At 52.7% G+C, this 26,123-nt stretch carries 22 protein-coding genes; 9 read left to right on the forward strand and 13 right to left on the reverse strand.

All coding sequences use genetic code 11. The annotated features are described in order from the left end of the window. Position 1: 1 nt before the first annotated feature. From rsxG to J5069_RS04155, 8 genes are all read right to left on the reverse strand, one after another. Complete coding sequence (rsxG, locus tag J5069_RS04120) at positions 2-628, reverse strand: electron transport complex subunit RsxG (protein WP_264642653.1); 627 nt, start codon at positions 626-628, stop codon at positions 2-4. A gap of 9 nt (positions 629-637) precedes the next feature. Continuing rightward, positions 638-1,693, reverse strand: coding sequence for an electron transport complex subunit RsxD (rsxD, locus tag J5069_RS04125; RefSeq protein ID WP_264642654.1), 1,056 nt, complete (start codon positions 1,691-1,693; stop codon positions 638-640). After that, positions 1,694-3,736: an electron transport complex subunit RsxC gene (gene rsxC, locus J5069_RS04130; RefSeq protein ID WP_264642655.1), complete on the reverse strand. Its 2,043-nt coding sequence runs from the start codon at positions 3,734-3,736 to the stop codon at positions 1,694-1,696. It lies immediately after the preceding gene. Further along, on the reverse strand, positions 3,729-4,307 hold the full coding sequence (gene rsxB, locus J5069_RS04135; RefSeq protein WP_264642656.1) for an electron transport complex subunit RsxB: 579 nt from the start codon (positions 4,305-4,307) through the stop codon (positions 3,729-3,731). The genes rsxC and rsxB overlap by 8 nt, the downstream gene beginning before the upstream one ends. Then, positions 4,307-4,888 carry an electron transport complex subunit RsxA gene (gene rsxA, locus J5069_RS04140; RefSeq protein WP_264642657.1) on the reverse strand — a complete coding sequence of 194 codons (582 nt, stop codon included), beginning with the start codon at positions 4,886-4,888 and terminating at the stop codon, positions 4,307-4,309. Before rsxA ends, rsxB begins: the two co-directional genes overlap by 1 nt. A 199-nt stretch (positions 4,889-5,087) precedes the next feature. Further along, positions 5,088-5,303, reverse strand: a complete 216-nt coding sequence (gene ydgT, locus J5069_RS04145; protein WP_264642658.1) for a transcription modulator YdgT — start codon at positions 5,301-5,303, stop codon at positions 5,088-5,090. 131 nt (positions 5,304-5,434) lie between these two features. Continuing rightward, positions 5,435-6,940 carry an L-arabinose isomerase gene (araA, locus tag J5069_RS04150; RefSeq protein ID WP_264642659.1) on the reverse strand — a complete coding sequence of 502 codons (1,506 nt, stop codon included), beginning with the start codon at positions 6,938-6,940 and terminating at the stop codon, positions 5,435-5,437. Between the two features lie 48 nt (positions 6,941-6,988). Continuing rightward, positions 6,989-8,674 (reverse strand): ribulokinase, encoded by a 1,686-nt coding sequence (locus tag J5069_RS04155; protein ID WP_264642660.1) that lies wholly within the window; start codon positions 8,672-8,674, stop codon positions 6,989-6,991. A gap of 441 nt (positions 8,675-9,115) precedes the next feature. Between J5069_RS04155 and J5069_RS04160 the strand changes: the two genes are divergently transcribed. The 4 genes from J5069_RS04160 to araC all read left to right on the forward strand — a co-directional run bounded on the left by J5069_RS04160 (position 9,116) and on the right by araC (position 13,808). After that, on the forward strand, positions 9,116-10,099 hold the full coding sequence (locus J5069_RS04160; protein WP_264642661.1) for an arabinose ABC transporter substrate-binding protein: 984 nt from the start codon (positions 9,116-9,118) through the stop codon (positions 10,097-10,099). Between the two features lie 121 nt (positions 10,100-10,220). Then, positions 10,221-11,744: an L-arabinose ABC transporter ATP-binding protein AraG gene (araG, locus tag J5069_RS04165; RefSeq protein WP_264642662.1), complete on the forward strand. Its 1,524-nt coding sequence runs from the start codon at positions 10,221-10,223 to the stop codon at positions 11,742-11,744. A gap of 20 nt (positions 11,745-11,764) precedes the next feature. Further along, positions 11,765-12,751, forward strand: a complete 987-nt coding sequence (araH, locus tag J5069_RS04170) for an L-arabinose ABC transporter permease AraH (protein ID WP_264642663.1) — start codon at positions 11,765-11,767, stop codon at positions 12,749-12,751. A 121-nt stretch (positions 12,752-12,872) separates the two neighbouring features. Further along, a complete protein-coding gene (gene araC / locus J5069_RS04175) occupies positions 12,873-13,808 on the forward strand; it encodes an arabinose operon transcriptional regulator AraC (protein WP_264642664.1) in 936 nt (311 codons plus the stop codon). 71 nt (positions 13,809-13,879) lie between these two features. On the opposite strand, the gene J5069_RS04180 is transcribed toward araC, so the two are convergent. Further along, positions 13,880-14,779 (reverse strand): YopJ family acetyltransferase, encoded by a 900-nt coding sequence (locus J5069_RS04180; RefSeq protein WP_264642665.1) that lies wholly within the window; start codon positions 14,777-14,779, stop codon positions 13,880-13,882. A gap of 211 nt (positions 14,780-14,990) precedes the next feature. Here J5069_RS04180 and J5069_RS04185 point away from each other — a divergent pair, with 211 nt between their 5' ends. The 4 genes from J5069_RS04185 to J5069_RS04200 all read left to right on the forward strand — a co-directional run bounded on the left by J5069_RS04185 (position 14,991) and on the right by J5069_RS04200 (position 19,378). After that, positions 14,991-16,037: an oxidoreductase gene (locus J5069_RS04185; protein WP_264642666.1), complete on the forward strand. Its 1,047-nt coding sequence runs from the start codon at positions 14,991-14,993 to the stop codon at positions 16,035-16,037. A 138-nt stretch (positions 16,038-16,175) separates the two neighbouring features. Beyond that, entirely contained in the window at positions 16,176-17,186 is a 1,011-nt protein-coding gene (locus tag J5069_RS04190; protein WP_264642667.1) for a bile acid:sodium symporter family protein, read from the forward strand. 160 nt (positions 17,187-17,346) lie between these two features. Then, positions 17,347-18,393 carry an acyltransferase gene (locus tag J5069_RS04195; protein WP_264642668.1) on the forward strand — a complete coding sequence of 349 codons (1,047 nt, stop codon included), beginning with the start codon at positions 17,347-17,349 and terminating at the stop codon, positions 18,391-18,393. Between the two features lie 277 nt (positions 18,394-18,670). Next, complete coding sequence (locus J5069_RS04200; RefSeq protein ID WP_264642669.1) at positions 18,671-19,378, forward strand: LuxR C-terminal-related transcriptional regulator; 708 nt, start codon at positions 18,671-18,673, stop codon at positions 19,376-19,378. Between the two features lie 214 nt (positions 19,379-19,592). Here the strand turns inward: J5069_RS04200 and add are convergent, their stop codons facing one another. The 4 genes from add to manA form a co-directional block, all read right to left on the reverse strand. Further along, complete coding sequence (gene add, locus J5069_RS04205; protein WP_264642670.1) at positions 19,593-20,606, reverse strand: adenosine deaminase; 1,014 nt, start codon at positions 20,604-20,606, stop codon at positions 19,593-19,595. A 98-nt stretch (positions 20,607-20,704) separates the two neighbouring features. Beyond that, positions 20,705-21,691: an arsenic resistance protein gene (locus J5069_RS04210; RefSeq protein ID WP_264642671.1), complete on the reverse strand. Its 987-nt coding sequence runs from the start codon at positions 21,689-21,691 to the stop codon at positions 20,705-20,707. A gap of 56 nt (positions 21,692-21,747) precedes the next feature. Continuing rightward, the gene (locus tag J5069_RS04215; protein WP_264642672.1) at positions 21,748-23,310 is read right to left on the reverse strand and encodes a YdgA family protein; all 1,563 of its coding nucleotides are present in this window, start codon (positions 23,308-23,310) and stop codon (positions 21,748-21,750) included. Positions 23,311-23,358: 48 nt separating this feature from the next. Then, positions 23,359-24,531, reverse strand: a complete 1,173-nt coding sequence (gene manA / locus J5069_RS04220; protein ID WP_264642673.1) for a mannose-6-phosphate isomerase — start codon at positions 24,529-24,531, stop codon at positions 23,359-23,361. Between the two features lie 190 nt (positions 24,532-24,721). Between manA and fumC the strand changes: the two genes are divergently transcribed. After that, complete coding sequence (fumC, locus tag J5069_RS04225; RefSeq protein WP_264642674.1) at positions 24,722-26,119, forward strand: class II fumarate hydratase; 1,398 nt, start codon at positions 24,722-24,724, stop codon at positions 26,117-26,119. Positions 26,120-26,123: the final 4 nt, after the last annotated feature.

Genomic DNA, 26,123 nt, shown 5'->3' on the forward strand with positions numbered 1-26,123 from the left:
GTTACTCTGCTCCACAATTCGGCAATGTCGCCAGGCGCGCCGGGATGCTCTGCATAAAAAGTGCAGTGCGTTTGCTTGCGTTTACCACCGCGCGGGGCGTAATGGTTGCGCCGGTAAACTGATCGTATTCTCCGCCATCCTTTTTGACGGCCCACTGGCGATCGTCAGCGCCTTGCACGGTGCGCCCGGTAAAGCGGGTTATCCAGTCTGACACCCGCAGATCAATTTTATCGCCCAAACCGGGCGTTTCATGGTGCTCAGTTACCCGAACCCCGAGTACCTTACCATGGAAATCTGCCCCTATCAGCAGATGAATCGCGCCGGAATAACCGTCCGGTGCGCTGGATTCAACGGCTGCCGCCACCGGGGTATCACCTTTACGCGCAATGTAGAGATGGCGTGGGGATGCCGTGCCCAACGCCTCATCGGTGACAAGGTAACATTCTTGCAGAATGTTGTTGTCGTAACTATCCGGCGGAATCACCTGATCCAACAGCGCTTTTTGTTGCAACTGTGTTTGATGAGCAATGGTGGGTTTGGTCAGGCTATTGACCAGCGCCGTCAAGCCGGTGGTCAAGGCGGCAAACAGCGCCAGCGTGGTCGCGTGACGTCGCATCGTACTGATCATGCTATTTCCTTATCGACGATGGCCATAGGCGCGTGGCTGGGTAAAGTAATCGATGAGCGGCACGGTAATATTCGCCAGCAATACCGCAAATGCGATGCCATCCGGGTATCCACCGTAGGTGCGGATCAGCCACACCAGCAGTCCAATCAGCGCGCCAAACAATAAACGCCCTTTGTTGGTGGTGGAGGCGGTCACGGGATCGGTGGCGATAAAAAAAGCACCGAGCATGGTGGCACCAGAGAACAGGTGCAACAGCGGGGGTGCGGCTTTTTCCGGCATCAGTAACCAACCGAGCGCGGCGCACAGCAGCAAAGAGAGCAGCATGCTGACGGGAATATGCCAACGAATGGCGCGGGTCAGCAATAACAGGATGCCACCGGCAAGGTACGCCACATTGACCCATTGCCAGCCCACGCCTGCCAGACTCTCCGCAAAGATCGGGTGTTGCAACACCTGGGCAGGGGTTTCCCCGGCCCGCAGGCCAGTTTTGAAGCCATCTAACGGTGTGGCCTGAGTAATGCCATCAATGTTCTGCATTAACCCCTGAATGTGCAAGCCAGCATCGGTCTGTCCGGTGAAAATCACATGCAGCGCATCAATAACGTTGACCGGCGCTACCTGCAATGCGGTGGGCGGCAGCCAACTGGTCATTTGGACCGGGAACGAGATCAACAGAACCACGTAACCGACCATGGCCGGATTAAACGGGTTGTTTCCCAATCCCCCATAAAGCTGTTTGGCGATCACGATGGCGAAAAAGGTGGCCAGCACCACCATCCACCAGGGCGCTAACGGGGGAAGGCTAACGCCGAGCAAAATGGCGGTTAGCAGTGCAGATTGATCCGCTAGCGTGGTGCGTACTGCAAATTTCCTCAGTGACAACGTCACCGCTTCCGCTGTTAGCGCGGTGACCGAGGCGAGGGCGATTTGTATCAAGGTGCCGACGCCAAAAAACAGGGTCTGGGCAACGATACCGGGCACACAGGCGAGTATTACCCACAGCATGATGCGTTGGGTGCGCTGATGGTTATGGGTAAAAGGCGAACTTGCGATCTTGAAGGCCATCTATTCCTCGTGAGTGTGGATTAACGCCTGTTCGGCTTTACGTGCTTTTACGCGGGCAATGGCAGCGGCTACGGCGGCCTTGCGAGGGTCGCTGAGATCGGGCTCGGACACCGCTTCGGGCTCAGGCGCAGCGACAACCGCTGCTGTGGTAGCGTCTGGTGCCTGCTGGGCTGCTTTTTTAGCTTTAACGCGGGCAATGGCGGCGGCTACGGCGGCCTTGCGTGGGTCGCTGAGATCGGACTCGGGCACCGCTTCGGGTTCAGGCGTGGCGACAACCGCTGCTGAGATAGCGTCTGGTGCCTGCTGGGCCGCTTTTTTAGCTTTAACCCGAGCGATAGCCGCAGCCACCGCAGCCTGTCGCGGATCCTCTGGCGCGGTTGCAACCGGTTGGGTTTGTTCAGCCTCGGCCTGTATCCGTTGCATTTCTCGCGCCTGGGCTTTTCGTGCTTCGCGCGCCGCGATGACCGCGCTGTTATCCGGCGTGTGATCGGGGTGTATCGCAATCGGGGCAAGCGCTTCAGTTAGCGTATTTTTGCTGCGCACGCGCTCCAGCGCAGCCTGCACGGCCTGTTTATCGGTGGTGGAAACCGTAGCAGCGGCTTGCTGATGGCGCCGTTCGCGTGCCGCTTTTTCTCGCTCCAGACGCAGCTGTTTCGCATCAAAACGCGCTTTTGCCTGATGTGCGCGCGATGCCTCAAGATCGATGGCGCGGATTTCGGCCTTTTCCTGACGATAGTATTGCACCAACGGAATATTGCTCGGGCAGACATAGGCACAGGCACCGCATTCAATGCAGTCAAACAAATGGTGCGCGCGCGCCTTTTCATGCTCCTGCCCACGGCTGAACCAGTAAAGCTGCTGTGGCAACAGGCCTGCCGGACAGGCGTCAGCGCATTTACTGCACCGAATGCAGGATTGCTCTTGATCGGGCACCTGCATTTCGCTCACTGACGGCGCCAGAATACAGTTGCTGATTTTGACAATCGGAACGTCGAGCGCGGGCAGGGTGAAGCCCATCAGCGGCCCACCCATGACAACCATCGGGGTTTTGTTTTCGGCATGAAACCCGGCCTGCTTCAGCAAGTGGCGCACTGGCGTACCGAGGCGCGCCCACACATTGCCCGGTTGACGCAGGGCTTCCCCGGTCAGGGTAACCACCCGCTCCGTCAAGGCTTCGCCGTCGATCACCGCACGTTTGATGGCATAAGCGGTACCAACGTTTTGCATCAATACGCCGATGGAGGCAGAGTGTTTACCAAACGGCACTTCCTTACCGGTCAAAATCTTGGTGAGCTGCTTGGCACCGCCGGAAGGGTATTTGGTGGGAATCACACGCAACCGGATGTCCGCGCGATCGGCCAGTGCATGACGCAGTGCCTGAATCGCCTCCGGCTTATTGTCTTCAATGCCGATCAAGGTCCGTTCAGGAGAAAGCAAATGCATCAGGATCTCAATCCCTTGCACAATCTGGTCGGCATACTCTTGCATCAACCGGTCGTCGGCGGTGATATAAGGCTCACATTCAGCGGCGTTGATGATCAGCGTCGCGATACCGCGCAGCCCGCCTTTGAGTTTGGCCGAGGTCGGGAAGCCTGCGCCACCCAGACCGGCGATGCCTGCCTGATGTAAATGCGCGAGCAGAGTATCGATCGAATGCTGCTGATAATCAGGAAAACACGGCCTATCGCACCAGCGATCTTCCCCGTCAGGAATAATAATGATGCTTAACTCCGGCAAGGCCGAAGGGTGTGCCGTCATGTGTGGACGGATGGCATGTACGGTGCCGGAGGTGGGGGCGTGTACCGGCAGCATACGTCCCGTGCCGCGCGTCAGGGGTTGACCGCGCAGTACGCGATCGCCGACGTTCACGCAAAGTTCGCCTTCCGGCCCGAGGTGCTGTTTTAGTGGAATGATAAACTGTTCCGGCAGCGGAATGTGACGCATCGGCACGCGGCTGGATTGGGTTTTCATCTCCGGCGGATGAATGCCACCGTCGAAATCCCAAATTCTCTCTTTACGAAACAGGTTTAACAGCTTAAGCATGATGTTCTACTTGGATAAGGCGAACCGGAATGGTCTCGAGATCCCATTTCCAGTTGGACGTCGTGGTGGCTACCGGGCGCAGTTCGATGCAGTCTGTCGGGCAAGGGGCGACACAGAGATCGCAGCCGGTACAGAGATCGCTCACCACGGTGTGCACGGCGCGGGTGGTGCCAATAATGGCGTCAACCGGGCAGGCTTGAATACATTTGGTGCAGCCGATGCAGTTGCTTTCATCGATCCAGGCCACTTTGAGTGCCGGTTGCAGCTCCGGCGCGTCACCATCGAGCGGCTGCGGGTCAATATTGAGTTTCTCGGCCAGCTTCAACATCATGGCCTCACCGCCGGGGACGCATTTGTTGATCTGCTCACCGTTCAAGGCTACGGCTTCGGCATAAGGACGGCAACCCGGATAGCCGCATTGACCACATTGGCTTTGCGGCAGCATGGCTTCGACCTGTTCGACGATAGGGTCGGCGTCAACGTGAAAACGGCGTGAGGCAAAACCAAGAATCAAGCCGGAAACCAGCGCCAGCACACTCAACGCGGCAATCGCAATCCAAATGGCATTCATTAGAATTTCACCAACCCGGTAAAGCCCATAAACGCGAGCGACATCAACCCAGCGGTGACCAATGCAATCGATGATCCGCGAAACGGCGCAGGCACATCCGACACGGCAATGCGTTCACGAATGGCGGCGAACAACACCATCACCAGAGAGAAGCCAGCGGCGGCGCTGAAGCCATAGACCGTTGATTGCAAGAAATTATGTGACAGGTTGACGCTGATCAGCGCAACGCCCAGCACGGCGCAGTTGGTGGTGATCAATGGCAGGAAAATCCCCAGCAGGCGATAGAGTTCCGGGCTGGTTTTGCGCACGGCCAGTTCGGTGAACTGCACCACGACCGCCAGGATCAGAATAAAGGCCATGGTACGCAGGTAGACAATCCCGAGCGGCAGCAGCACGTACTCGTTCACCAGCCAGGAGAACATCGAGCCGAGCGTCATGACGAAGGTTGTTGCCAACCCCATGCCAATGGCGGTTTCCAGTTTCTTGGACACGCCCATAAAGGGGCAGAGCCCGAGAAATTTCACCAGAACAAAATTGTTCACCAGCAGCGTGCTGACGAAAAGAAGTAGATAGTCGGTCATTACAATGCCTAAAAAATAAAACCGGACCATTATCCGGCATTGCAAGGCTTTCGACAACACACCCAGAATAGGGATATTCACCAAAAGCGGATATTTACCCCGCAGTTGGCAGGGTAAACCGGCATAGTGAAAGCCTTTTAGGCAAGTAACGCAAGGTGTGAGTAAACAGGCCGTACAGGAAACGACCGGTTGCCGGGCATTAAAGCACGAAACGCCAGACGGATTTGGGAATACAACCGAGGTCGTACAGTCTTCCCCCCGAAGAGAGTTCTGCGCGACGGTGATCGGCAGCGCGTGACATACTGATAATCTCCTTATTATCCGTCAGCGAATAATTCAAATGGTCGTAGAGTTTTTCAAGGCTGTCCAGAGTGTTCACTTTGCGAAACTTGAGTAAGTATTCAGCAGTGGTCATGATTTTTTTAATTTAATAATTATGTGGGTAGGGGATTTCAGTATATGCCAGAGAAAACAGGTGTCTAGCGCAATAGGAATTATGAATGAGAGGTGGAACCCGATCTTGATAATCGGGTTCTGTGCTACCGCTTAGCGTGTGGTGAGTTTGTAGTACATGTCATTCCAACGCAGTGCGTCTTTGAATGCCGGAATGCGGGTTTCGTTATCAATCACCAGCAGTTCGATGTGATTTATCTCTGCATAGAGCCGCAGGTAATCCAGATCTAACGCCTGACTGAATACCGTATGGTGCGCGCCGCCCGCCAGAATCCAGGCTTCGGCAGCCTCTTCCAGCGACGGTTGCGCCTGCCAGATAGCCCGGGCAACCGGCAGTTTGGGCAAGGGGTGCGGCTGCTCGATGGTATCCACCACGTTGACCAACATACGGAAACGATCGCCCATGTCGATGACGCTGGCATTGAGCGCCGGGCCCGCCGGGGTGGAGAAGATCAGCCGTGCTGGATCGGCTTTGCCACCGATGCCCAGATGTTGCGCATCCAGTATCGGTTTCGCCTCTTTCGCGATGCTTGGGCACACTTCCAGCATATGGGAACCTACCACCAAATTGTTACCGGGGACAAAATGGTAGGTATAATCCTCCATAAATGAGGTGCCGCCCGGCAAGCCTTCTGCCATCACTTTCATGATGCGCAGCAGTGCCGCCGTTTTCCAATCGCCTTCGCCGCCAAAGCCATAGCCTTTTTGCATCAGGCGCTGTACCGACAGACCGGGCAACTGCTTAAGCCCATAAAGGTTTTCAAAATCGGTGGTGAAGGCGCGATAACCGCCTTGCTCCAGAAAACGGGTGAGCCCCAGTTCAATTTGCGCGGCATCCAGCAGATTCTGGCGGTTAGGGCCGCTGAGTTTGACAGCGTCGGTTAACTGGTAGCTGGCCTCATACTCGTCGATCAGCGCGTCGATATCCCCTTTGCTGACCGCATCCACTTCACCGGTAAGATCGCCCAATCCCCAGGCGCTGACGGAATAACCGAATTGGATTTGTGCCCCCACCTTATCCCCTTCGGTTACTGCCACTTCCCGCATGTTATCGCCAAAGCGTGCCACCTTAAGCTGTTTGCTTTCCGCAATGGCGGCGGCAACGCGCATCCATTTGGCAATACGTTGATGGGCGTTTTTGTCCTTCCAGTGGCCGACCGCAACCTGATGCGATTGGCGCATACGCGCGCCGATAAACCCGAACTCACGCCCGCCGTGTGCGGTCTGGTTCAGGTTCATGAAATCCATGTCCATGGTGTCCCAGGGGATTTCCGCATTGAACTGGGTGTGGAACTGCATCAGCGGTTTGGTGAGTACGCTCAGTCCGGCAATCCACATTTTGGCGGGAGAGAAGGTGTGTAACCACACCAGCAAACCGATACAGCTATCCTGATAGTTGGCGTCGCGACACAGCGCCAGAATTTCGTCGGGTGATTTGGCGACCGGCTTGAGCACCAGTTTTACCGGCAGCCCGGCATCCTGATTCAGCCCTTGCACCACTTTTTCAGCATTCTCTTTTACCTGACGTAAGGTTTCCGGGCCATAGAGATGTTGACTGCCAATGACAAACCAGACTTCACGCTGTTGTAAATTCCCCATGATAACTCCTGCTTGCACGTAGCTTCGAAAACGGAAAATAACCGGTGATCAGTTTGTCGCTTTACGCTGCGCGGCATACGCAGGCTCGGCGAGACGACACCACTGTTGATAACGTTCATACAGCGCCTGATAGCGGGCCACGCGTGTGGCATCGGGCGTCAAGGTGCGCTCGATGCGGCTGGCCATGTGGCGCTGCGCGGTCGGAATATCGGGATGTACCCCAGCGGCCACGGCACCGAAGATAGCGGCGCCCAGGGCGCAGCACTGATCGGAGGCCACTACCTGCAACGGACGATTCATTACATCGGTGCACACTTGCATGATAATTGGGGATTTGCGGGCGATGCCGCCCAGCGCCAGCAGGTTTTCCACCGGCACCCCTTGAGATTCGAAACACTCCATAATGGCGCGGGCACCAAAGGCGGTGGCGGCGATAAATCCGCCGAACAACACCGGGGCATCCGTCCCCAGGTTGAGATCGGTGATCACGCCTTTCAGTCGCTGATTGGCGAACGGGGTGCGTCGGCCGTTAAACCAGTCCAACACTACCGGCAGATGATCGAGTGAGGGATTGTCCGCCCAGCGTTGGGTCAAAACTTCCAACAGGTGGGCTTGCGTTTGTGCCAACTGCGGCTGAAGTTCGGGATGTTGTTGGGCTGCGAGCTGCAATGGCCAGCCTAACAACCGGCCAAACCAGGCATACATATCACCAAACGCCGACTGTCCCGCTTCCAGTCCGACAAATCCGGGCACGACGCTGCCGTCGACCTGACCGCAGATCCCGGCAACCGGCGTGGTGCCCACGCGATCCTCATCGGCGATCAGAATATCGCAGGTGGAGGTACCGATAACCTTGACCAAGGTATAGGGCTGTGCGCCCGCGCCAACGGCACCCATGTGGCAGTCAAACGCACCGCCCGCCAGTACGGTGTCGGCGGGAACCCCCAATCGGGTGGCCCATTCGGCAGTGATGGTGCCTACCGGCAAATCGGCGGTCCAGGTGTCGGTGAACAGCGGATACTGTAAATGGTCAGTCAGCAGCGGATCGAGCGCGTGGAGAAAATCTTTCGGCGGCACGCCGCCCCATTCAGGATGCCACAGCGATTTATGTCCGGCGCTGCAACGTCCGCGTTTGATGTTATGGGGCGCTTGAGTCCCCGAGAGCAGGGCCGGAACCCAGTCACACAGCTCAATCCAGGATACGGCGGCCTGATGCACGGCGCTGTCGGCGCGCGAGACGTGTAAAATCTTGGCCCAGAACCATTCAGAGGAGTACACACCACCAATGTATTTGGTGTAGTCGGGGAACTGACCGCTTCGACACAGCGTATTGATAGCTTCCGCTTCTTCAATCGCGGTGTGATCTTTCCACAGCACAAACATGGCGTTGGGATTGTCGGCAAATTCCGGACGCAGTGCCAACACCTGGCCTTGCTCGTCAATCGGAGCCGGTGTCGAGCCGGTGGTATCAACGCCAATGGCGCGGATCTGCGCGCGCTGCTCGGGAGTCAACCGCTGCACCACCACCTGCACCGCCTGTTCCAGTGCTTCTATATAGTCGAGTGGATGATGGCGAAATTGATTCTCCGCAGGCAGACAATAGCGTCCTTCCCGCCACCGAGGATAGTAGACCACCTCGGTTTCTAACTCCTGTCCAGATTGACAGTCAACGGCCAGTGCGCGCACTGAATCGCTGCCAAAATCCAGGCCGATTACTATTGCACCCGCGTTCATCGTTCAGCTCCTGTTGTTGCGTCACTGTGGGGGTGTGGATCGCGCTTAAAAGTGCGTGTTGTCATGGGACGGGATAAGCGGGAACGCACATTCCGGATGCACATACGATAATCAGCAGAAAAGCGCGCAGTGAGGAGGGGTTAGCTGGAAGTATGCATTTTTCTGCCACCTGTCATGATTTTGTGACATCAATCAAAGGTTAATGGCTGGTTAAATTCGCTAAATCTATGCACAAACCTGTCATTGTTTCGGGATGTGATAACGCTCTAGATTCTCGCGCAAAATACCCGCTACAAATACAGCGTCTGAATGTTGCACTGTGGAGGATAAATACTAAGTCCGTGTTTTTTCTCTAACCAGATTGAATGTGTCTTACCGAGAGTGATAACGCAGGCTGTGCCGAGCAACCTGCAAAAAAGAGAACCCCTACCGGAGAACATCATGCATAAATTCACTAAGGTGCTGGCTGCCATCGGACTGGCGACAGTTATGTCACAATCAGCTATGGCTGAAAATCTTAAGCTGGGGTTTCTGGTGAAACAACCGGAAGAACCCTGGTTCCAAACTGAATGGAAATTTGCCGATCAGGCCGGGAAAGATCTTGGCTTTGACGTGATTAAAATTGCAGTGCCCGATGGCGAGAAAACGCTGAACGCGATTGATAGCCTGGCGGCCAGCGGCGCGAAGGGGTTTGTTATCTGTACGCCAGACCCTAAATTGGGACCAGCCATTATCGCCAAGGCACGCAGCTATGACTTGAAAGTCATCGCGGTGGACGATCAGTTCGTTAACGCCAAAGGTGAGCCGATGGATACGGTGCCATTAGTGATGATGGCAGCGACCAAAATCGGTGAGCGTCAGGGTGAAGAACTCTGGAAAGAGATGAACAAACGCGGCTGGAAAGTCGATGAAACCGGGGTGATGGCGATCACCGCCAACGAACTGGATACCGCACGCCGTCGTACCTCCGGCTCAATGGAAGCGCTGAAAGTCGCGGGCTTCCCGGAAAAACAGATCTATCAGATTCCGACCAAATCCAACGATATCCCCGGTGCCTTTGACGCCGCCAACTCGCTGCTGGTGCAGCATCCGAAAGTGAAAAACTGGCTGATTATCGGCATGAACGATAACACCGTACTGGGTGGCGTGCGTGCGACAGAAGGTCAGGGCTTTAAGGCGCCTAACGTGATTGGTATTGGTATCAACGGTGTGGATGCGGTGAATGAATTGTCCAAAGGGCAAGCCACCGGATTCTTCGGTTCGCTGCTGCCAAGCCCGGACGTTCACGGCTACAAGAGTATCCAGATGCTGAATGAGTGGGTGACCAAAGGGGTCGAACCGCAGAAATTCACGGAAGTGACCGATGTGGTGCTGATTACGCGCGAAAACTTCAAAGAAGAGTTGAAGAAAAAAGGCTTGATGTAACCACGGTGATACCGCCTCGAAGTGAGGCGGTATCGTTAATCGTGTCACCCAATCTTGACTGTGACGACCCCTTGCTGGCAAGGGTGTCCTCGTGTGGAGCACTACGATGGAGCACAACGACATGGCAACATCGTCGCCTTATTTGTCGTTTCACGGCATAGGGAAGATTTTTCCCGGTGTGAAAGCACTCGATGATATTACTTTTTCATGCCACGCCGGGCAAATACACGCCTTGATGGGAGAAAATGGGGCCGGTAAATCGACGCTGCTGAAAATCCTCAGCGGTAACTATCTGCCTTCCTCCGGGGAAGTGCATATTAAAGGCCAGCCAGTCCATTTCGCCAATACCATGGACGCGCTCAACGCCGGAGTGGCGATCATTTATCAGGAATTGCATCTGGTGCCAGAAATGACGGTGGCAGAGAATATTTACCTGGGGCAGTTGCCGCACAAGAAGGGCATCGTCAACAAAACCCTGTTACGTTACGAATCCAAGCTGCAACTGGAACATCTCGGGCTGGATATCGATCCGGATACGCCGCTGAAATACCTCTCTATCGGGCAATGGCAGATGGTGGAAATCGCCAAAGCGCTGGCCCGTAATGCCAAGATAATCGCCTTTGATGAACCGACCAGTTCGCTGTCCGCGCGTGAAATCGAGCAGTTGTTTCGCGTGATTCGTGAGCTGCGCAGTGAAGGTCGGGTGATCCTCTACGTGTCACACCGTATGGAAGAAATTTTTGCGCTGAGCGATGCCATCACCGTGTTTAAGGATGGCAAATATGTGCGCACCTTTGACGATACGGCGGCGGTGAATCACGAAATGCTGGTCCAGGCGATGGTCGGACGCGATTTAGGCGATATCTACGGTTATGCACCGCGCGAATTAGGGCCGGAGCGTTTTACGCTGCGTGAGGTGAAAGCGCCGGGGGTGAAAAGCCCGATCTCGCTGAGCGTCAAGCAGGGCGAAATTGTTGGTCTGTTTGGGCTGGTGGGTGCCGGACGCAGCGAATTGATGAAAGCGCTGTTCGGCGGTACCCGTATCACCGGCGGTGATGTGCTGCTGGACGGTGAACGCCAAACGATTAAAACCCCGATGGATGCGATTCGTCAGGGCATCATGCTGTGCCCAGAGGATCGTAAAGCGGACGGCATTATTCCGGTGCATTCGGTGCGCGATAACATCAACATCAGCGCGCGTCGCAAGAGTCTCAAAGCCGGGTTTGTCATTAATAACCAGTGGGAAGAAGAGAATGCGGAGCGCAGAATTCAGGCGTTAAACATCAAAACCCCTTCCGCTGAACAGTTGATCATGAACCTTTCCGGTGGCAATCAGCAAAAAGCAATATTAGGCCGTTGGCTCTCCGAAGAGATGAAAGTGATCCTGCTGGATGAACCGACGCGTGGCATTGATGTAGGGGCTAAGCATGAAATTTATAACGTGATTTATGCGCTAGCCAAGCAGGGGATCGCGGTGCTGTTTGCCTCCAGCGATTTGCCCGAAGTGCTGGGACTGGCTGACCGTATCATCGTGATGCGTGAGGGTGCCATTTCAGGCGAACTTTCACACCAAGAGGCCAGCGAGCAGAAAGCGCTGAGCCTGGCGATGTTACGAACTCCCGAAATCAACGCTGTGGTCGCGTAAACGCGAAGGAGCACACAATTATGTCAACGGTTACCTCTGCTTCACCTGAAAAAAACAAGCGCGCCGGAGGAATGTCGCGCATCTGGGATAACTACGGCATGCTGGTGGTGTTTGCCGTACTGTTTCTCGCCTGCGCGCTGTTTGTGCCCAATTTTGCCTCCTTTATCAATATGAAAGGGCTGGGGCTGGCTATCTCCATGTCCGGCATGGTGGCCTGCGGGATGTTGTTCTGTCTGGCGTCGGGCGACTTTGACCTGTCCGTGGCCTCGGTCATTGCCTGCGCCGGGGTGGCAACGGCGGTAGTGATTAATCTCACCGAAAGCCTGTGGATCGGCGTCGGTGCTGGCCTGCTGCTGGGCGTCGCCTTCGGATTACTTAACGGTTTTGTTATCGCACAGCTTAAAATTAACGCCTTGATCACCACGCTTGCCACCATGCAGATTGCGCGCGGTTTGGCATATATCATTTCGGACGGTAAAGCGGTAGGGATTGTCGATGAACGTTTCTTTACGCTGGGTTACGCCAACTGGTTGGGGTTGCCTGCGCCGATTTGGATAACCGTGGTGTGCATGATTTTGTTTGGCCTGCTGTTGAATAAAACCACCTTCGGTCGCAATACCCTAGCAATTGGCGGCAATGAGGAAGCGGCGCGTCTGGCCGGTGTACCGGTGGTGCGCACCAAAATCATTATTTTTGCCTTATCTGGGCTGGTGTCGGCCGCAGCCGGGATCATTCTGGCATCGCGCATGACCAGCGGGCAGCCAATGACCTCTATCGGCTATGAGCTGATCGTGATCTCTGCCTGTGTGCTGGGCGGCGTCTCCCTGAAAGGGGGGATTGGCAAGATTTCTTACGTGGTGGCCGGGGTCCTGATCCTCGGTACGGTAGAAAATGCGATGAACCTGCTCAACATCTCGCCGTTTGCTCAGTATGTGGTGCGTGGTCTGATTCTGCTCGCTGCGGTGATTTTCGACCGCTACAAACAAATGGCGAAGAAAACCGTATAGTCGTATCAGCAATTAGGTGTTTATGGGCTAGCCGCCTGAGAGGATGTCGGGTAGCAGTGACAATGTCACTTATTGCACTGCTACCTGGTTCTGTTTGCACCCGATGATTCCCGGAGGGCCGATGTACCAGCGCATGACGCATGAGTCGCAATCAAACCCATTGTTGCCAGGCTATTCATTTAACGCTTATCTGGTGGCGGGTTTAACGCCCATTCTGGCTGACGGGCCGCTTGATTTTTTTATCGACCGGCCGGATGGCATGAAAGGCTACATTATTAACCTGACTATCAAAGGCCAAGGCAGGGTATCTGACGGGGAAACCGATTTTTTCTGTAATCCGGGGGATCTGCTGCTTTTCCCGCCGAAATCCAAACATTTCTACGGTCGCTCGCCGCACAGTGATTGCTGGTATCACCGCTGGGTCTATTTTCGTCCACGCGCTTACTGGGCTGATTGGCTGGAGTGGCACAGTAAACAGTGTGATATTGGCCGCCTGACGTTACCCAACAATCACCTGTTGCTGGAGTTCGATCGCCTGTTTGCCAACATAGAACAGACCCATCGCTCGGGACGGCGCTTTTCCGAAGAGTTGGGCATGAATCTGCTGGAGCGGCTGCTGATCCGGGCCATGGAAGAGGATCCGCAAAGCCCGCAGCGTATTATGGATCCGCGCGTGATTGAGGCATGTCAGTTCATCACCAGCAATCTCTCCGGTGAGTTGCGTATTGATGAAGTGGCGCGTCACGTCTGCTTATCGCCTTCACGTCTGGCTCATTTGTTCCGCGAACAGGTGGGGGTCAATATTTTGCGCTGGCGTGAAGATCAACGGGTGATTCGGGCCAAGTTGTTACTGCAAACCACGCAGGAATCGATTGCCAATATCGGGCGGGTGGTGGGCTATGACGACCAGCTCTATTTTTCTCGCGTGTTTCGCAAGCGTGTTGGCGTCAGCCCGAGTGATTTCCGGCGTCGCAGCAGTGAAATCAATTATCCCACGGCGGCAAAAGCGGAATCGGCGAATTGGCATGGTCAGAGTACGCAAGCGATCGGCGTGTAAATCATTGCTGTCAGAGGTTAAGCGAGAGGCAAGGCAGTTAGCCTTGCCGCTATCACGAGGATGATAATGTTTTATTTGATAAGGTCATAGCGATTGTTAAGCAGATCATCTCTTAGTGCTTTATATTCAGTAAGTCGCTTTATGTGGATCGACTTTGAGATTAATTTTCCATTAATCTCGGTATAACTGGCTTTAATATGATCCATGATTTTTTTATGTTTGCCATTGATTGGCTGATGTATGCTTTCTGGTTTTGTTTCTAAGTATTCACTCATGCGTTTTAATCCCTGAGTATGTTTATAGAAAAGAACAGAAAGAAATTTATCTGCAATGCCTTTGCTTTCCGCTAACGTGGACGTTTCAATTTTTCTCGCTGCGACTTCGTGATGTAACTTGAGAACACATTCGTCATTTTTAAAAGCTTTTTTGGCTAAAGCCAGGCTGAAAATCCCACATTCATAGTCACTTCTTTGTATATCCATCTGTAACACAAGTGGTTTTTTTGCCGTTGGCAATTCTCGCCCAAGGGCCGAGTTAATCCTCACTGCTAACAAGGCCGGCGCTGTACAATTTAATGATGTCGGTTCAAATAAAATCATTGATAGCTGATTATCAATAAATCTTGCATCCAGCATACCCATATGCACTTTATCATCACCAGTACAGATAATATATTTATGAGAGTGATAGTCATTAGGTGAGAGTGACATCAGTTGCTCAGGCAAGTCATAAGGGGAGTCAACATATGTCAAGTTCAACCCTGGTTTTCTTCTGTTAGCCAGTGCCACTAGATGTGGCATCACAACTTGATCTGTTAGGGAAAGCTTCAGATCCATCCATGTGTTATTCTCAAGGCTTGCTTCTATTTTTTCGATGTATTGTTCAAGTATATTCATCGGCACATCTCCCGCATCGCTATATGCAGGAAATGAATGTGAGGAATTGATATTACAGCCACTGGCACTAAACATGAATCATCCTTAATATATAATGATAACCGAGATGGAGCCCCTGAGATAACGCAATAAGCGTAACCTAAAATTTCACACAGAGCGTTGGCAGTATTCTTTTCTTATATTTTCGAAAGCGCCAGCCATTAAAGCGCATACAGCGCTACCATCGTTGATGCTATACTCATGCTAATGCCTTGATGACAAGGACAATACTACCGAGGGGACATTCATGAGTGATACCATTCGCGTCGGGCTGGTAGGGTATGGCTATGCCAGCAAGACGTTCCATGCGCCGTTGATTACCGCCGTGCCGGGGATGGAGCTGGTCGCCGTATCAAGCAGTGATGCGCAAAAAGTGCATGCGGATTGGGCCGACGTCAGCGTGGTTGACGATCCGCAGGCGCTGTTCAGCCGTTCCGATATTGACCTTGTTGTCATTCCCACGCCTAACGAAACCCATTTCCCTTTGGCCAAACAGGCGCTGTTAGCGGGCAAACACGTGGTGGTTGATAAGCCCTTCACCGTGATGTTGTCACAAGCGAAAGAGCTGGCGCAGGTGGCGGCTCACAGCGGCAAGCTGTTGTCCGTGTTCCACAACCGTCGCTGGGACAGCGATTTTCTTACGCTAAAACAGTTAATTGATACTGGTGTGTTGGGCGAAGTGGTTTATCTTGAGTCCCATTTTGACCGTTTCCGCCCGGAAGTGCGCCAGCGCTGGCGTGAGGATGGCCGCGTGGGCAGCGGAATCTGGTATGACTTGGGGCCGCATCTGTTGGATCAGGCATTGCAACTGTTTGGTCTACCAGTGGCTATCAATGTGGATTTGGCGCAACTGCGCCCTGGCGGTAAAGCGACGGATTATTTCCATGCCACCTTGATTTATCCACAGCGTCGTGTGGTGCTGCATGCCAGTATGCTGGTGGCCGCCGAGTCTGCTCGTTTTACGCTGCACGGCACCAAAGGCAGCTTCATCAAATATGGCCTTGATCCGCAAGAAGATCGTTTGAAAACCGGTGTACGTCTGCCGCAAACGGATTGGGGGCAGGATTCGCGCCATGGCGTGCTCACTCTACATCAGGACGGGGTAATGGCCGAGCAGGCGGTAACCACGTTGCCCGGTAACTATCCCGCCTATTACGCCGCGGTGCGCGATGCGCTGCAAGGCAACGGCGAAAACCCGGTGCCGGCCGAGCAGGCGATACAGGTGATGGAATTGATTGAGCTTGGCCTGCTCTCGCATCAGGAGCGACGTGCGGTGATGGTCAAAAACCAGTGATATCGCAATCGGACAGCATAATGCCTTATCATTTCATCTCCTTATGATGCAAGGTTAGTGTTGATCTTGTTGGCGTTTCGTTGATAAAGGCGATCGTAAGATTGCCTGTATTTTTTTAAAAAACAGCAGGTTCCTGTAATGGCTTCATTCTCTCCATCGTCATGGTTACAACGCCTTCGTATTGATAAATTTTTACTGGTATTGATTGTGGTGGTGCTGACAGCATCGATTTTCCCGTGCGAAGGTAACGCGAAAACGTTCTTCGAATATCTGACCACGGCAGCTATCGCACTGCTGTTTTTTATGCACGGCGCAAAGCTCTCGCGTGAAGCCATTACGGCAGGCATGGGGCATTGGCGCTTGCATCTGGTGGTGTTCGCCAGTACTTTTTTGCTCTTCCCGCTACTGGGTATGGGGATGAATGCACTGGTGCCCACGGTGTTGACGCCAACGCTCTATCTCGGGTTTCTCTACCTGTGTGCGCTGCCTGCCACGGTACAATCGGCGATTGCCTACACCTCCATGGCGGGCGGCAACGTAGCGGCTGCCATTTGCAGCGCGTCTGCGTCCAGCATTCTCGGTGTGTTCCTATCCCCGATTCTGGTCGGCCTGTTGATGCACACCCAGGGTGGGGAGACGGACACCCTGCACGCGATTGGCTCGATTATCCTGCAACTGATGGTGCCGTTTGTGTTAGGGCATCTTTCTCGTCCGCTGATTGCGGGCTGGGTCGAACGTCACCGCAAATTGATTAATATCACTGACCGGTCATCAATTCTTTTGGTGGTGTACGTGGCCTTCAGCGAAGCGGTGGTGCAGGGGATTTGGACGCAAATTAACGGCTGGTCACTGCTTGCCGTGGTGGTTTGTTCCATGGTACTACTGGCGATTGTGCTGGTGGTCAATACCCTGGCGGCGCGTAAATTGGGCTTTAATACCGCCGATGAAATCACCATTGTATTCTGTGGTTCCAAGAAGAGTCTGGCGAACGGAATTCCTATGGCTAACGTGCTGTTTCCAGCCGCTGCCGTTGGTGCCATGGTATTGCCGTTGATGATTTTTCATCAGATTCAATTGATGGTGTGCGCCGCGTTGGCACAGCGCTATGCCAATAAAAAGGTCAATGCGCAACCGGTGAAATCGGCGTAATGGTTCAGGCTGTTTAGTGATATTTTCAGGCCGGATAACCGTCCGGCCTTAACGATCTTCCTCAGCAACAATCGTTTTCTGTATTATACCCTCGTAAAAATCACCAATACTTCTCCAACGTGAGTTATCTCGGACAATCTCTTGGTGATAAGGGCGAGGTATGCGAATTTATAGTCTCGATTTGATGAAGATTGTTGCGATTTTTCTGGTTATTCTTTCACATGTTTCTCTCTATTTTATGAATCGCGATCCTCAGGACTTCGGCGTATTGTTTATTCGTCAGACCGGACAGTTTGGTGTGGCGATGTTTTATATGGCGAGTGGTTATTTTTTACTGAATAATCGCCACGAGGATCAATTTCGCTATGCCATGACTAAATCAAAAGCCATCGCCATCGCACTGGTTTTCTGGCTCTGTTTTTATTACCTGTATGACAATGTTGTGCTGACGCGCGTGCTGCGTGCACCGCATTACGATTTCTGGGCGTACCTTAATACCGATCGTACCGCAAGTGAGGCCAGCCACCTGTGGTTTTTATTCTCGATTATTGGTCTCTATTTTATCGTGCCGCTGCTGCGTCCTGTGTTTGTTGATGCCAACCGCCAGATGCTGATTTATGTTATTGCCGCGCTATTTCTATTAGCCAACGTGACGCTGGTTGAGAAAATAATGAATAGCCTGTTCGCTATTCCCTCGTTTATTCATCCGGCATTGTTGATGTCCAGCCAGGTATTTGGTCTGGTCAGTTTTCTTATTGGTGGCTATTTTGGATTGGTGTACCAGCATACTTCATTATCGGCACGTCACTATTTACCGGGGATCGCGCTGGCATTACTCAGTTTCTGTGCGTTGACTCTGCTCACGCAGCACTGGGGCATCGTATTTTTCTACGGGAAGTTTTATAACCTGCCACTGCAAATCTCAGCCGTTTGCCTGTTTTATTTGATGCTACATACCCGTTTTACCCGGCTTGAAGGGATGATCAGTCAGGTTGGCAGTAAGACGTTGGGGATTTATCTGGTGCACAATATTTTCGTGATAGAGATTAACAACACCGCGCTTTATGACTGGCTGTATCCGGCGTTCAGTTTCTTGACCGTCTATGGCTTTATTGTGCTCTATGGCGTGCTGACCTTCGTGCTGTCATACCTGATTTGCTGTCTGTTAAGCCGGTTGCGCTGGATAAACCGTGTGATTAGCCTGTAGGGGCGAGGTGTCGCCCCTGGTGTCTTGAATCACAGTTATAAAAAAAATTCAACAGAGTAAACTACTCTATTATTATCGGTGTTTTATCTCTACACACAGAAGAACAAAAAAAATATACTCACTAAACCAACACTAGGGAGATGGTTTATTTTATATAACTCATAATACTAGCTTACGTTTATTAGCATGCTGAATTACATTTACTTCTTGTATATGAAACTAATGGTAGAATACATAAGGACACTCATCTCATTAAATATCAGAGGATTAGAATATTATGAATATAAAACTCCCAGGAATACTAACAAATTCAATGAATATCTACCCTGAGCCTTTTGTTATCAGAGATCTTGAGAATAATTATATTTACACCAATCACGCAGCGGTTCGAATGTTTCGAGTGAAATCAGAAAATGATCTTTTAGGAAAAAACGATCGTGATATAAGCTCGAAACTTACAGAAAAAGAAGATGTTATCAATGACTGGGCTAATCTTTGCTATAATGTTAGCAGTGGTAAAAAGAAAGTGAGTTCATTAGAATTACACCCAGATGCTGTAAACCTACCTTATATTGCAACAACGATTCCTATGCTTGATGATGCCGGAGATTGCATAGGCGTAATGGTTTACATGAAAAGCCTGGACGTCTACACGCTTAGCGATTTTATTAAAGGAAAAGCACCTGGTTCAATGATGCTCAGAAAACCAGGTGATTTCTTTACAGAAAAAGAATGTGAAGTTATTTTCCTAAAAGGACAAGGATTATCAAACAAAGAGGTTGCTAATTTGTTGTTCTTATCCCCTCGCACGGTAGAAAATAGACTGCACATGTTATACGAAAAGACAGGGGTGAATCACATTGATGATTTCGTTTGTTTTTGTAAGAAAGAAAAATATGACCGTTATATTCCAAAGCGTTTTATAACACAAAAAACAATGACAAATAGTGGTTTTATTCATGACGATAATGATTGGGAGTGGTAAAGAAAAACTTGTAACTACTCTCTATGGATTTGAAGGCCGCAATCCAAGAAAATCGTTCTGTAGTGATGTGATGTTACTCCCGGATTAGTGCAGTCAGCAAAAGTATGGCACTGGCTACATTAGGAAGAGGCGTCCATCACATCACTATACATTCACGCTGTCATAACAGGTAACAAAAGGACCGCTGTTTTCGTACGGTTGGGCTTCTGACCCCTTAAGCGCGAGCGCGCTTACGTTGTACCTTTTCCCGAATACGCTGTTTGTCCCAATCGGAAAGAAACGCGACGGCCAATCCGTTGCTCTGAGCCTGACGCACTTCATCGGCAGTCAACCCGGCCTGCGGAGCGGCTGTGAGATATTCGTGCGCTATCTCGATCCCTTGTACTGCCGGATCGTCAGTATTAATGGTTGCGAGGATACCGTGGCGCAGAAAGTGGGGCAGCGGATGTTCGGCTAACGACATGACGGTACTGGTTTGAATGTTTGACGTCAGGCAGGACTCAATGGCGATCTGCTGCTGCGCCATGTGCGTCATCAGCGATTTATCCACAATGGCGGCCACGCCGTGACCAATACGTTCTGCCCCCAATTGACGAATCGCCTGCCAGATACTCTCGGCATCGGCCGCTTCACCGGCATGAACCGTAATATGCCAACCATTATCGCGCGCTTGACGGAAGTGCGAGGAAAACAGACCACCCGGGAAGCCCAGTTCATCCCCAGCCAAATCGAGAGCCACGATATTGTCGCGGCAGGCTTGCAGCGCGTTTAACTCTTGCTGGCACGCCTCAGATCCAAAGGTGCGGCTCATGATACCAATCAGTTGGATATCGGTGTCGTAATCACGGCAGCCAGCCTGTATACCATCGATAACCGCTTCGACCACACCTTGCAACGGAAGCCCATGACGCTGCGCCATGTAATAGGGGGAGAATCGCAGTTCGGTGTAATCAAGACCGGCGCGCACTGCATCTTCCACGTTTTCATAAGCAACGCGGCGACAGGCATCGAGAGAACCGAGCACGGCAACCCCCCAATCCAGTTTTTGCAGAAAGCCCAGCAAGTTAGCGGCTTTGTCGATGACCTGTACGTGCGGGATCAGCGTTTCAAGCGTTTGCGCGGGGAGGGTGACGTTAAACTCGCGTGCTAAATCGAGGATCGTTTGCGCGCGAATGTTGCCATCAAGGTGGCGGTGGATGTCTGTCAACGGGATTGAAGGATCGATCATAATGGCTTCTTTCGCTGCGCGCACCAAGGTGCAGTGAGCATATAAATTATTAAGGTACTGTTTAGTATAAACAATAAGTCATGGAATACCATTGCGGATTACACCGAGGGGCGATTTCTGCGCGTGTTACGCACCAGGCGAGGGATCACGTGCACATAGCAGGATTCCGCGATCAATTCGATCATGGTTTGCGCGACCAGGATCGCAGGCAGTATTGGCATGGCGCCTGGGATCGATAACGCCAGTGGCAGGATCACTAATGAATTGCGCGTGGCGCAGCTAAATGCCACGGCACGCCGGCTGGCGGTGTTTAAGCCAAACAGGCGTGCCGTCAACGCGCCAATACAAGGCGCAGCAACGGCAAACAGCAGGTAAAACGGCAACGCCTGACGCACCGGGTCGATCGCCAGTTCCAGTTGCGGCACGATAGATGCAACCACTAAAAAAATCACGATGGCCGTCGCTGGCACCGGTAACCAACCGACAGCGTTGGCGATCCGTTGTGCGATCATAAAACGTGATTGAGCTTGTTGTAATACACCCGCGCCGATAAGCGGCATCAGGATCAACCAGATAAAGGCTTCAGCAAACGGGGCTGGCGAGATTAACGCCGCGGCCGCGTCATCCAGGAACAGCGTCAGATAAAGGGGTAACAACAGCAGTTGCATCGCCAGCAGCAGCGGGGTACAGGCAAGCAAACGCGCGGCATCTCCGCGCCCGAGGTGGCAGAAGGTCACGACATAATCGATACAGGGCGCTAACAGCACCAGCAGAATGCCGAATTGCACCAGAGGGATATCCGGTAACAATGGGCGGATCAGCAGCAGTAATAGCGGAACGCCGATAAAATTGGCGGCCAGTAGCGCGCCAATAAAGCGCAGATTGCGCAACCCGTCGAGCAACGTTACCAGCGGCACCTGCATAAAGGTCACGAACAGCATAATGGCTAACGCCGGGTTGATGAACCTTACCCAACTGTCCGTTTCAGAAAAAATGTGGGCTGCCAGCCAGGCCAATGCCATTGCGGCAAAATAAAGTAGGCTTTGGCGCGACTCGAGGGTGTGTTTGTCCAACGGTATGACCATTCACTCTGTGGATTCTGGGGGTTACCGCCTGCCAGAGTGCGCAGGCGGTAGATGCATTACTGCGCTTGCGGGGGAACGACTGCCGGTGCGTCTTGTGTTTCCGGCTCGGCATCATCGCCTTCGTCACCTTCATCGGTAGAGATATCGATAAAAGGGGCAATGAACTCCGCCAGTGATATTTTGCGGCCGTTGAACTCAACCTGATTGTCAGCATAGTGCAGCGAACTGGTGATTGCGTCATCTTTGGTGACGGTGATCTGGTTCATTTCGCCTACGCTTGCCAGCATTTTCACTTGCTCCTGTGCACTGGCAATCAGTTGCTGATGTTCTTGATCCGATTGTGCCTGTCCGCCGGCCTGAACAACGCCTTCAGCCAGCATCGCCATCGGTGCGTTTAACGTCACATCCAGTTGTTTTACCGCACGGCGGATCACGCCTTCTTCATCGCTTTGTGCTGGCGGTGTTAACGCCGTGGTCTGCGCCGGATTACTCAAATTGAGTGAGGCGTTGAGCGTGCTTTCACCTTTGGCATTTTTCCAGCTCAAAGGCGCGATGGTAAAGTTCGGATTGCCTTTCAGCAGGCTGGGCAGGGCGTTGCGTACCGATTGTCCAAGTTCATACTGAAAACGCAGTGGGTCCATGACGGACTGCGACTCCAGGAATGACGCACTCAGGGTCTTGTAGGTTTTGGCGAACTGCTGTGTCGCTTCGCCATCCAGTTGGTTAAAACTGAAATTGAACTTCATGCTACCCAGATCGCGATCTTTGAGCAGCAACGCGTCTAATGACAAGGTTATCGCGCCAGCGATGTTTTTGTCGTCTTCGCTCATGGTGCTTGTGAGCACGAAGTTATTCAACGTGACAGGGTCACTTGTTGGCGGCGTGACCTTCATCGATTTCAGGGTAACGCTGCCGTCGCCGAGGTCCAGATTAAACTTGCCGCGGTGGTTTTTCGCTTCAAGCCCAACGCCTTCAAGAACGATAGTCTCTTTGCCGCCCTCATAGTTGGTGGTCTCAGATAAGAAATGAGAAACCGTGCCTGAGATGCGGCTGCTACGCAGATCGTGGGCAAGGTCTAGCGCAATGTCACTGCCGCTGAAGGTAAATTTAGTCCCTTCACTGTCAACATCGAGCGGGCGCAGAGAGATAACCGAAGCGGTATCCCCGTTGAATGCCACGCGCGTTTCTGCGCTGACGAACGGCTGGTTTTGAAGTACCACAAACAGGTCTTTGGTCGCTTCGGTGTTAGCCAGTTCGCTGTGAATGTGCGCCATGCTGGGACGGAAATTCATTTTTTTCAGCAGCGCAAGCGGCAGTGGGCCGTGTGAAACGGTTTCGTTGAGCACCACTTCATGTTTAGGCGCTAACGGACGCGTTTCTGACGCAGAACCGTCAGGCTGCAACACCAGCGAAAACGTACTGCTAAACACGCCCCCTTGATAATCACGATACACCAGCTTGAAACCTGAATTTGGGTAGGTTTCCTGCAACTGCTTGTTAAATTCAGCAGTTACCGTATCGATGTTTTGTGCCAATTGCTTGCCCGTATACCATGACGCACCGGTCCACACGGCACCCAGCGCGACGATAATTCCGACGGCAACCAGAGACTTCTTCATAGTGTGATTCCTTTTCTAAGTAAGCATCCCTTTGAGGGAAGAATGTTTCTAACCATTATACACGCGCGCCAGTCGTCCACTTCCCTCTACGCTGACGGGAGACTCGGACGCACGCAAAAAGCAGGATTCGCCGGGGCGAAGCGTAAGTTGCTGGCCATTTTTCGTCAGCGTGGCTTTTCCGTCGATACAAAAGACAACGGCAGCGCTCTGTTGGTTCAGCGTTTGTGGCTGCGCCTTCAGGTGATGCAGAGAAAAGGCAAAATCAGCGACAGGTACCGGAAAATAGCAGGTTTCGCCGTCTTCAATCGGCTGAGTTAACAACTGGTTCGCCGGTTTGGCGGTAAATTTCACGTTCGCCAGCAGTTCGGGAATATCGATGTATTTCGGGGTCAGTCCAGCCCGCAGTACGTTATCCGAGTTTGCCATCACCTCCAGCGCCACGCCGTGCAGGTAAGCATGCGGGGTTTCGGCATAAAGAAACATCGCTTGTCCCGGTTGCAGCGTGATGACATTGAGCAACAGCGGGGAAAACAGTCCGCTGTCATTCGGGTACTCCTGAATGATGTTGCGCAGCGTCGCCCAAGGCTCACCCTGCTGTGAGGTAAGCGCGGCTTTTAACACCGCCAGGGCGCGATCCTTGCTCTCTGCGCGCATACTCAATAAGTTGGCAAACAGCATCGACAGATTTTTGTCATCGGGCTGCTGCAAATAGGCGGTGATGGACGGATGTGCGCTGGCAACGGGCTGCAATAGCGCCACGATATCGTCGTGCTCGCGAAAACCGTTCATCGCCTGAAAGGGCGTTAAGGCAAACACCAGTTCTGGCTTGTGGTTGGCATCTTTGTAGTTGCGATGGGGCGCATCGAGTGGGATCGCCTGTGCGTTTTCCCTGGCAAATCCTTGCTCTGCGGCGGGTTTGCTGGGGTGAACCTGAATGGAGAGCGGCTGTGCTGCGCACAGGACTTTAAACAGAAAGGGCAATTCACCAAACTGTGCAGCGATAGCGGCACCCAAGATCTCCGCGGGCGCATCGTTGATGACGTCACGTAAACGCTGCTCCTGACCCTGTTCATTCACCACCCACGAACTGCTTTTGGGATGTGCGCCCATCCAAAGCTCTGCCATCGGTAGATTGTCTTTATTCTCAATACCGTAGAGTTCGGTTAATGCTGTTTTGCTTCCCCAGGCGTAGTGCTGGATGCTATTGCGCATTTTTTGCATGTTCACACTCGATTGTTATGTAATTTGTTAAACTATGTGACTATAGAGGTTAATAAATGCATTAAATATGAATACACTGCCTCTGCTTGCAGACGATGGCGCTTGATGTGCATGTTAATGTTTTCTCAATCGCGATGCCAGACAAGGCCATGATCCCCGTCCTTTTTAGGAATGTTAGGAGAAAAAACCAATGACCACACGTATCGAAAAAGACTCCATGGGCCCGATTGAGGTTCCCGCCAATAAGCTGTGGGGGGCTCAAACGCAGCGCTCTTTGGAGCATTTTCGTATCTCTGAGGAGAAAATGCCGCAAGCGCTGATTTTCGCCCTGGCGTTGACCAAACGTGCAGCAGCACAGGTCAATAACACGCTCGGCCTGCTGCCGAATGACAAAAGTGCGGCGATCGTTGAGGCCGCCGATGAGGTGCTGGCCGAAAAACACCCAGGCGAATTTCCGTTGGCGATCTGGCAGACCGGCTCCGGCACGCAAAGCAACATGAACATGAACGAAGTGCTGGCCAACCGCGCCAGCGAAATATTGGGGGGAGAACGCGGTAACGCGCGCTTGGTGCATCCCAATGATGATGTTAACAAAAGTCAGAGTTCGAACGATGTGTTCCCCACGGCGATGCACGTGGCCGCCGTCATTGCCCTCAACACCCATCTGTTACCCGAGCTTGATGCACTGTTGGCAACGTTACAGGCCAAAGCCGAGGCGTTCAGCGACATCGTTAAAATCGGGCGCACCCATTTGCAGGATGCAACGCCGCTGACCCTGGGGCAGGAGATTTCCGGTTGGGTTGCCATGTTGCAACATAACCGCAAGCACATTGAGAACAGCATTCCCCATTTGAGTGAACTGGCGCTCGGTGGTACCGCGGTGGGAACGGGTCTCAATACCCATCCTGAATATGCGGTTCGCGTTGCCAGTGCGCTGGCCGAATTGACCGGACAACCGTTCATTACCGCACCCAATAAATTTGAAGCCTTGGCAACCTGTGATGCACTGGTGCACGGCCACGGCGCATTGAAAGGGCTGGCGGCATCGCTGATGAAAATTGCCAACGATGTACGTTGGCTGGCATCCGGTCCGCGCTGTGGTATCGGCGAGTTGAGCATCCCAGAAAACGAGCCGGGCAGCTCCATCATGCCGGGGAAAGTGAATCCTACCCAGTGTGAAGCGCTGACCATGCTGTGTTGCCAGGTGATGGGCAACGACGTGGCGGTAAATATCGGGGGCGCGTCGGGAAATTTTGAGTTGAATGTCTATCGCCCCATGGTGATCCATAATTTCCTGCAATCGGTGCGTTTGCTGGCGGATGGCATGAAGAGCTTTGATGAGCATTGTGCCATCGGCATTGAGCCTAACCGCGATCGTATTGAACAACTGCTTAATGACTCACTGATGCTAGTGACCGCATTAAACACCCATATTGGTTACGATAAAGCGGCGGAGATTGCCAAGAAGGCGCACAAAGAGGGATTAACGCTTAAAGCGTCCGCGCTGAAACTCGGTTATTTAACCGAGTCGCAGTTTGATGAGTGGGTGCGCCCGCAGGATATGGTGGGTAGCCTACATATTGGATAACCGT

It is taken from the genome of Candidatus Symbiopectobacterium sp. NZEC127, from assembly GCF_025962675.1.
Lineage (GTDB): Bacteria > Pseudomonadota > Gammaproteobacteria > Enterobacterales > Enterobacteriaceae > Symbiopectobacterium.

What these genes read in the sequence shown, in the direction of transcription:
- rsxG (WP_264642653.1), bottom strand. Translation starts at nt 628, where the DNA reads ATGATCAGTACGATGCGACGTCACGCGACCACGCTGGCGCTGTTTGCC.
- rsxD (WP_264642654.1), bottom strand. Translation starts at nt 1,693, where the DNA reads ATGGCCTTCAAGATCGCAAGTTCGCCTTTTACCCATAACCATCAGCGC.
- rsxC (WP_264642655.1), bottom strand. Translation starts at nt 3,736, where the DNA reads ATGCTTAAGCTGTTAAACCTGTTTCGTAAAGAGAGAATTTGGGATTTC.
- rsxB (WP_264642656.1), bottom strand. Translation starts at nt 4,307, where the DNA reads ATGAATGCCATTTGGATTGCGATTGCCGCGTTGAGTGTGCTGGCGCTG.
- rsxA (WP_264642657.1), bottom strand. Translation starts at nt 4,888, where the DNA reads ATGACCGACTATCTACTTCTTTTCGTCAGCACGCTGCTGGTGAACAAT.
- ydgT (WP_264642658.1), bottom strand. Translation starts at nt 5,303, where the DNA reads ATGACCACTGCTGAATACTTACTCAAGTTTCGCAAAGTGAACACTCTG.
- araA (WP_264642659.1), bottom strand. Translation starts at nt 6,940, where the DNA reads ATGGGGAATTTACAACAGCGTGAAGTCTGGTTTGTCATTGGCAGTCAA.
- J5069_RS04155 (WP_264642660.1), bottom strand. Translation starts at nt 8,674, where the DNA reads ATGAACGCGGGTGCAATAGTAATCGGCCTGGATTTTGGCAGCGATTCA.
- J5069_RS04160 (WP_264642661.1), top strand. Translation starts at nt 9,116, where the DNA reads ATGCATAAATTCACTAAGGTGCTGGCTGCCATCGGACTGGCGACAGTT.
- araG (WP_264642662.1), top strand. Translation starts at nt 10,221, where the DNA reads ATGGCAACATCGTCGCCTTATTTGTCGTTTCACGGCATAGGGAAGATT.
- araH (WP_264642663.1), top strand. Translation starts at nt 11,765, where the DNA reads ATGTCAACGGTTACCTCTGCTTCACCTGAAAAAAACAAGCGCGCCGGA.
- araC (WP_264642664.1), top strand. Translation starts at nt 12,873, where the DNA reads ATGTACCAGCGCATGACGCATGAGTCGCAATCAAACCCATTGTTGCCA.
- J5069_RS04180 (WP_264642665.1), bottom strand. Translation starts at nt 14,779, where the DNA reads ATGTTTAGTGCCAGTGGCTGTAATATCAATTCCTCACATTCATTTCCT.
- J5069_RS04185 (WP_264642666.1), top strand. Translation starts at nt 14,991, where the DNA reads ATGAGTGATACCATTCGCGTCGGGCTGGTAGGGTATGGCTATGCCAGC.
- J5069_RS04190 (WP_264642667.1), top strand. Translation starts at nt 16,176, where the DNA reads ATGGCTTCATTCTCTCCATCGTCATGGTTACAACGCCTTCGTATTGAT.
- J5069_RS04195 (WP_264642668.1), top strand. Translation starts at nt 17,347, where the DNA reads ATGCGAATTTATAGTCTCGATTTGATGAAGATTGTTGCGATTTTTCTG.
- J5069_RS04200 (WP_264642669.1), top strand. Translation starts at nt 18,671, where the DNA reads ATGAATATAAAACTCCCAGGAATACTAACAAATTCAATGAATATCTAC.
- add (WP_264642670.1), bottom strand. Translation starts at nt 20,606, where the DNA reads ATGATCGATCCTTCAATCCCGTTGACAGACATCCACCGCCACCTTGAT.
- J5069_RS04210 (WP_264642671.1), bottom strand. Translation starts at nt 21,691, where the DNA reads ATGGTCATACCGTTGGACAAACACACCCTCGAGTCGCGCCAAAGCCTA.
- J5069_RS04215 (WP_264642672.1), bottom strand. Translation starts at nt 23,310, where the DNA reads ATGAAGAAGTCTCTGGTTGCCGTCGGAATTATCGTCGCGCTGGGTGCC.
- manA (WP_264642673.1), bottom strand. Translation starts at nt 24,531, where the DNA reads ATGCAAAAAATGCGCAATAGCATCCAGCACTACGCCTGGGGAAGCAAA.
- fumC (WP_264642674.1), top strand. Translation starts at nt 24,722, where the DNA reads ATGACCACACGTATCGAAAAAGACTCCATGGGCCCGATTGAGGTTCCC.